Source organism: Candidatus Phytoplasma gossypii (assembly GCF_030586975.1).
Classification (GTDB): Bacteria; Bacillota_I; Bacilli_A; order Acholeplasmatales; family Acholeplasmataceae; genus Phytoplasma; species Phytoplasma citri.
In genome coordinates this window covers 1-7084 of sequence record NZ_JAOSIT010000031.1, presented here as the reverse complement: position 1 = coordinate 7084, position 7084 = coordinate 1, and the positions used below count along the sequence as shown (strand labels likewise).

Sequence of the window (7084 nt, the reverse complement as noted above, 5' to 3'; positions counted from 1 at the left end):
TTTAAAGTCGCTTCAAGCTCATGAAGAAAGTTTAAGAAAAGAATTAAAACTGGTGGAAAATCGTCGGGAACTCCAAAAAGAACCTACTAACCTTGCCAACTACATTAAAGAAGGTTACCCTTTTGACTACTGGAATGACCGCGGACTTGATTATAAAGAAACCTCAATTAATGATTTTAAACATTCTTGGTTTAATAAAGGAATTGACAGTCAATTGGATGCATATATTCGTTTAGAAAAACAATTCCACGAAGACTCATACGGTAACTGTTTAATCTTAAAATATAAAGGCCCGAAATACTTAATAGAAGCCGACAAAGACTATTATCTTGGACGTGCTCGTGTTTCCGACTCTAGCTTTGAATCAACTGATTTCCATCTCCACTTCAATCCTGTTCGTAAAACTTTATCCCTTTACCAAGATAAACATAATCATGATAAAGCCAAAGAAGCCGAATATCTTTCACAAACTAATTAAACTAATTTAAGACTCTTATGTAGAGTCTTTTTTTATGTTAAAGGAGGTAAAAATTATGAAAATAAAATCAATCAATCAAAAAAGCTTTAATTTCAGTTTGATTATTTTAATCGGTTATGGGTTTTTAATGCCTCACAGCCTTTACGCTTTACCTCGGCCTCAATTAAAACGTTGTAATGCCTGTAAATATGCTGAAAACAAATTAATTTTAGCCAAAAACCTCGAACCAGAAAAAAACTCCCAAAAGAATTTAGCCCAAAATATTTCCCACAAAATTAAAAAAAGCATGAATTCAATCCTTCAAATTACCCATTGGGGAATTGATCTTTTAACTATTATTAATGAAATAATCGATTTAACCAATCACTAAATAAAAATCAAGAAAGCGAGTAATATCATATATGGCCAAAAAAATAATTGTAACTAAAAAGAAGCAATCTCAAAATAATAAGAAAACAAATAAAAACACTAAAAACAATAACTCTACTAAAATAATTATCAAAAGAAAAACTCCAACTCCTAAAATCATTATCGAAACTCAAACTAACAAAGAAAACTGGTTATTTAACATCATAAAAAATTTTTCTAAGATCTTGATTTGGAGTATCCCCTTCTTCTTAATTGGGGGAGGTATTTATTGGACCCTTTTTAAATTCTTTCCTAATTTTTACCACCAAATCAATGCTTTTACAGGCGATGTGGCCATTAAAACTAAATCATTCTACGATAAAACTACGCAACCTATTCGTCAAGTTATTGAAAATGTTTGTAATAAAATAACAGGAAACGAAAAAGATCCTCTTTCGCCTAAAGCAAAATTAAGTTGTTATCTTACTACTACTTTAAGTGTTATTGGGATTTGTTTAGGCATCGGAAAAATGGGTAATTGGTTAAAAAAAGGAAAAAAACCCCCTATTAAACAAGGAATGAAAACGATTATACAAAAGCGAGCGACTTCCCTTAGTGGTAAAATTCTCAAAATTGGTAGTAAAGTTTTAGGACTAGTTTCTTTAGTGGCAACTACTTACGAACTTTATCAATTTTATCGTGAAGAAACCAAAATCCCTCATCCCCCTCAACCATTAACCCAACAAATAAAAAATCCTCTAACCCTTAACTTACCAACTAATATGAAAGATGGAGAAACAACGATAACTAATCATGATGAAGTGAAAGAAACAATAACTCCAGCAGAAAAAACTCAAGAACCAACAAATCAAGAAGAAAGGGAAACTGGTAACTTGAACAATCCCTGATCAGGGTTCAGTTGATAAACCAACAACTGAACCTACCTTTCTTCCCCAAGAACAACTCCCACAAACACCACTCCTTGGCGAGGAATTCAAAGAAATTACCCAAATGCAATTAACTCCTGAAGAAACGATGAAAGCCAAAAACTTATTAGAAATTCAACTCCAACAAGAAAAAATTAATAGTTTAACTTTGGAAATTCAAAAAGCCAATTTAGAACACGATTTAACCCAAAAACAAGCTGAATTAGAAAACAACCAAAAACTATCCAAACAAGAAAAAGAAACCCTCCAACAAGAAATTAATCATCAAACTAACCAAATCCGTGCGAAAGAAAACGAAATCTTGACCCAAGAACAAAAGATTAATCAATTAGAAACTGACCTTCACCAAGAAAAAACTCTTAACACCGAAAAAGAAACCCAAATTAATCAATTAATCCAACAAATCAACGCCCAAAACCAAATGACTGAACAACTCCAAAACCAACTCCAAGAACAAAAAGCTTTAATTGAAACGAAAAATCAAGAATTAATCACCAATCAAGCTTTATCGGAACAAGCCAAACAAACCCTTCAAAACGAAATCAATCAATTAACAACTAATTTTCAGCAAAAAGAACAAGCATATCAAGCCACTATCCATCAACAAGAACAAGAAATTGCCCAATTAAACCAAATCATCACCGAACAAGCCGAAGAAATTAACCGTTTAAGCGCGGAATTAGAACAACAAATTGACAAATGGGTCCAACAAGGCCTACATATTCAAGCGCTCGAAGGCACTATTAAAGCTTTAGAAAACGCCTCTGGCAAATATATCGAAGAAAACGCTGAACTCCGTCATGAAATCAATAAACTTAAAGAACAAATTAAAGAGGAACAAAAAGCCCATGAAGCCACTAAAGTAGAATTAGAAGACGAGACAAATAAATTAATCGGAAATAAAAAAGAAATTGATGAACTTGAAAAAATAATCAATAATCAAGAAAAAACCTATAGTAACGCTATTCAACCTTTAAAAAACCGTTTTCAAGAAGATGTAAGACAAAGAGTTAAAGGTGCAAAAGAAAAAGTCGATAAAGTAACTTCTTGGTTCTCAAAATGGTTTTAATGAAAATTAAAAAAGAAAATATGTTAGAATGTTGATATGTTATCGATTACCCGAAAGGAAATAATCATGTTTATTATTATTAAAAAATTCATTAAATGGGGTTTAATCATATTAGGATTATTATTATGTTTATTGATCGGTTTTTTGGTTTTAACCGAAATAAACATTATCAAATTACCCGAAACCAAAACAGAAATCCCTAGTATTAAAGAAACTAAATTTGAAAATGTAGAAGAATGGTATGATGATGATAAAAAATGTACCATAATTAAAGCTAAATATATCTTTGATGGCCTTAATGGTATTGGTTATTATCAACAACAAGTTCAAGACAAAAAAGGCAGTTTTAATAATATTTTAACGGCTCAAGAACGCCTCAAAATCCAAAAAGAACCTGCTAACCTTGCTAACTACATAAAAGAAGGTTACCCTTTCGACCGTTGGAATAACCGCGGACTTGATTATAAAGAAACCTCAATTAATGGTTTTAAATTTTCTCGGTTTGATATGGAACATGGTAGTCATTTATATTCGAATATTAATTTTGAAAAACAATTTCACCAAGACTCATACGGTAACTGTTTAATCTTAAAATATAAAGGCCCAAAATACTTAATAGAAACTGACAAAGACTATTATCTTGGACGTGCTCGTGTTTCCGACTCTAGCTTTGAATCAACCAATTTCCATCTCCACTTCAATCCTGTCCGTAAAACTTTATCCCTTTATCAAGATAAACATAATTATGATAAAGTCGAAGAAGCCAAATACCTTTCAAGAACTAATAATGATTGGTAATTAAACCAATTAATTATTATCATAAAAATTTATTTTGTTCCAAGACCCTTTTCAGGGTCTTTTTTATTTAACAACACAAACCCTCGGAAAGGAAATAAAAACCGATGTTCATTAATAAAATCTTACCAATTTTACCAAATAATCTCCTTTTATTTATCATTACCTTATTGTTATTATTTCCGCTAACCACTATTTATTATGGTATTAAGTTCTATCTTTTTACCGTTAAATTAAGTATCCGCCATCTCTCAAAAGGAATCATGGCCCAGTTTTACCAATATTTAACCACCAAGCAATCAAATCATCATGTGGCATCTTTTTAATCCCTGGTTAACAAAATTAAATAATGGTCTTAATGCTATCAGTCATTATTTCTTAACTTACCAAAATCAATGGTTAAATTTAGGTTTATTCACAATTATTTTATTATTTCTTCCCCATTTATTATCTTTAATTGATTTTATCCTTAAAGTTTTTTATCACCTTTTGTGTTTCTTTTATTATTTAGGAAAATATCTGTTATTATTATTGAAAAAAATTTTTAAGAAAGAATAATTATGATGCGCATTAAAAATTTAAATCAACGGACCAAATTATGGTACCAACATCGTCAAAAATATATTAACGCTTCCGAAATCGCTTCGATAACAGGATTAGATCCTTTTCGTTCGCGAGAACAATTAGTCCATGATAAACTCTTTGGCGCCCCTTTTACCGCTAACCAATACACTCTCCATGGGCAAAAAATGGAACCGATCGCCAGAGCATTTTTCAGCCAAAAAACTAATTTACCTTTTGAAGATGCTATCTTTGTTGATGATCAAGTTCGCCTTTTTTCCGCTTCTTTAGATGGTTACAACGAACAACATCAAGCTGTTTTAGAAATTAAATGTCCTTTTGTAAATGAAAACCAAGCAGTTTCTAGCACTTGGACTAGTTTTTTAAATAATCCCCAGTTAGAAAATATCCCTAAATATTACTGGGCCCAAGTCCAATGCCAACTTTTTTGTTCTCAAGCAAAATTCGCTTACTTTTTAGTTTATTTTAACGATCAAAACTATCATTTGGTCCGTGTTTATCAAGAACACACCTTTATCACGAAAATGATTCAAGATAGTGAAAAATACTTAGCCCTTTTAAACGAAGCCAAACAAGAATTAGCTCAAACCACTTATTTAAAACAATTAAGTAAAATCAAATAATTAATTAATACTTTGAGACCTTCATCAAGAAGGTCTTTTTTTATAGCCATTAATCCTAAAAAAGGAGTTTAAATAATATGTACGAAATTTTTATTCTTATATTTATGAGTGTGTTACTTTATTCATTTTTTACAATGATTGGTTTGCTGTTTGAATTGTTAAACCAAATTAAAAAGTTAGAAAATGAGGTCAATTCCAAAGATAAAGAAATTAAAAAGCTAAAAAATAGATTATTTCGAAGATAACCAAACTCAAGAAGAAAAAAACAAGATAAATACCAAAAATGAGGAGATCATTTAATAATGGATAAATTCATCAAAATCAAATAATTAATCCTTTGAGACCTTCAATTTGAAGGTCTTTTTTTATGCCTAAAATTGACTTTAAAGGAGAAACTATAATGAAATTAATTGTTTTTGAAGGCTTAGATGGGAGTGGGAAAACAACGCTGATTCAAGCGCTTTATCAGCAATTAACTCCTTGTCCTCAAGTTTATCAAGGATTAGGCAGTAGCACGATTGGTAAGGAAATACGCGATTTATTTTTAAATTTTCCCCAAGTAGATTATCTGACCCGTTTTTATTTAAGTTTGGCTAATATGACCCAAATCCAAGCGGAATTATTTAACAACCACCAATTAATTATCTGCGATCGTTGGTTACCTTCTACTTATGCTTACCAATTATTTCCTTTTTCCGAGGAAAAGCAACAACTTTTATCGTTAAAAAAGATCTTTAAGCTGAATCATGAAACTATCTTAAGCAAACCTGATTTATTAATTTATTTAGATATTGATCCTAGCAGGGGTTTAAAAAGAAAACAAAGCCAACCCCACCACCAAAGTGATTTCATCGAACAAAAACCGTTAACTTATTTTCAAACCGTTCGCCAAGGATACCAACATTATCTTACTCATTATACTAGGGGTATGAAGAAATTAATCTTAAACGGAAGTGATCCTGTGTCAGCAAATATCAAAAAAATTATGAAATATTTAGGAGCAAGCAAATAATGGCTATCATCACTAAGAAAAAATGTCAAAATGGTAATTTATATATCTATTATAGTAACGGCAAAATTAAAACGATTAAATCTGATGGCACTGTCACTTGGAAAACCAAAAACATTAAGACGAAAAAGACCTTAAAAGGGTCTTTTTTTATTGAGAAAGGGGAAAAATAAATGAAAACATTAACTAATTTAGCTTTTGAACAGATTAAAGTTTTTAAGCCGCAATCTTTATGTGTTCAAATCACAAAATTGATTATTGACCCTCCTCTTTTCCACCATCCTTTTCACGAATATATGATCCAACATCATCATTTCTTAAATCAATATTTCAGGAATCACCACTACAACTCCCAAAGTCAAAAAGTAATTCGCGGTAAAATCAATGAATATCTTATTTTATTCTATTTTCAAAACCAAGGAATTAGCAATTTATATCCGCAAGCTTATTTATTCTTTATCCCTGATATTAAATTTGATTTAGTGTTATTTACGAAAACCAAACGAATTATCGCGTTTAATTTTAAAACTTGTTTACGAGACCGTTATAAACAAGCCGTAGTCGAAGCCCAACAACTCAAAAAACTCGATACGCGTTTTGAATTTTATTTATTAACTAATAATACGGTAGAAGCCCAAAGATTAAACAAGAAAATTAACCAAGGGAAAATCCTCGGGATTAATCAAGTTATTGACTTATTTTCTCCGCGCGCTAATCACTTCTTACACACTTTAAGGATAAACCAATTTATTCCTTTTCCCGATATTAATATCATTAAAAAAGCCCAAAGGAGTTAAGTGGCCATGTTAACCAATGAACAAAAAGCCCTAAAACAAATTATCACCTATCTAAACCAAAACAAAAGGGAACAATTAGAGTTTTATTTTGACCTAATTGATCCGCAATGGTTTTTCGAGCCTCAACATCGTCAAATCTTTCAAGCCTTAAAATATTTAACTTTAGAAAAAACCTCTCTCACCCCCGTGGATCAAAGCCCATCCTCCGCTGCGCTCCTTCCCCAATTACTAACTTATCTCCAAACCCATTTTCCTCAAGAAACCTTTACCCAAACCTCCTTAGCTTTTTTAAGTGAGCCAGACCAGGTTGAAAATAACTTAGATTGCTTAACTAACTTAAAACATACTTATACCCAAGAAAAACTCTTCCAACAACTCTTAAAAATAATTAAACCTACTTTTGACCATCCCGATCCTTATCATCGCCATCTCTACT

The 7084-nt window shown here is 31.2% G+C and carries 8 protein-coding genes and 2 pseudogenes; all 10 read left to right on the top strand.

Annotated elements, in window-relative coordinates:
- Nucleotides 1-478: pseudogene (locus OC698_RS02480) on the top strand (hypothetical protein); the annotation flags it as partial.
- Nucleotides 479-533: 55 nt separating this feature from the next.
- On the top strand, nt 534-848 hold the full coding sequence (locus OC698_RS02475; RefSeq protein ID WP_304513134.1) for a hypothetical protein: 315 nt from the start codon (nt 534-536) through the stop codon (nt 846-848).
- A 31-nt stretch (nt 849-879) separates the two neighbouring features.
- Nucleotides 880-1734: a hypothetical protein gene (locus OC698_RS02470; RefSeq protein ID WP_304513133.1), complete on the top strand. Its 855-nt coding sequence runs from the start codon at nt 880-882 to the stop codon at nt 1732-1734.
- A gap of 127 nt (nt 1735-1861) precedes the next feature.
- On the top strand, nt 1862-2842 hold the full coding sequence (locus OC698_RS02465; RefSeq protein ID WP_304513132.1) for a coiled-coil domain-containing protein: 981 nt from the start codon (nt 1862-1864) through the stop codon (nt 2840-2842).
- A 66-nt stretch (nt 2843-2908) separates the two neighbouring features.
- Nucleotides 2909-3640, top strand: coding sequence for an effector (locus OC698_RS02460; RefSeq protein ID WP_304513131.1), 732 nt, complete (start codon nt 2909-2911; stop codon nt 3638-3640).
- Between the two features lie 560 nt (nt 3641-4200).
- Complete coding sequence (locus tag OC698_RS02455; RefSeq protein WP_304513135.1) at nt 4201-4842, top strand: YqaJ viral recombinase family nuclease; 642 nt, start codon at nt 4201-4203, stop codon at nt 4840-4842.
- Between the two features lie 400 nt (nt 4843-5242).
- Nucleotides 5243-5854 (top strand): dTMP kinase, encoded by a 612-nt coding sequence (gene tmk, locus OC698_RS02450; protein WP_304513130.1) that lies wholly within the window; start codon nt 5243-5245, stop codon nt 5852-5854.
- On the top strand, nt 5854-6024 hold the full coding sequence (locus OC698_RS02445; protein WP_304513129.1) for a hypothetical protein: 171 nt from the start codon (nt 5854-5856) through the stop codon (nt 6022-6024). Before tmk ends, OC698_RS02445 begins: the two co-directional genes overlap by 1 nt.
- Complete coding sequence (locus OC698_RS02440) at nt 6025-6648, top strand: hypothetical protein (RefSeq protein WP_304513128.1); 624 nt, start codon at nt 6025-6027, stop codon at nt 6646-6648.
- 6 nt (nt 6649-6654) lie between these two features.
- Nucleotides 6655-7084 (top strand): annotated as a pseudogene (locus OC698_RS02435) (replicative DNA helicase); the annotation flags it as partial.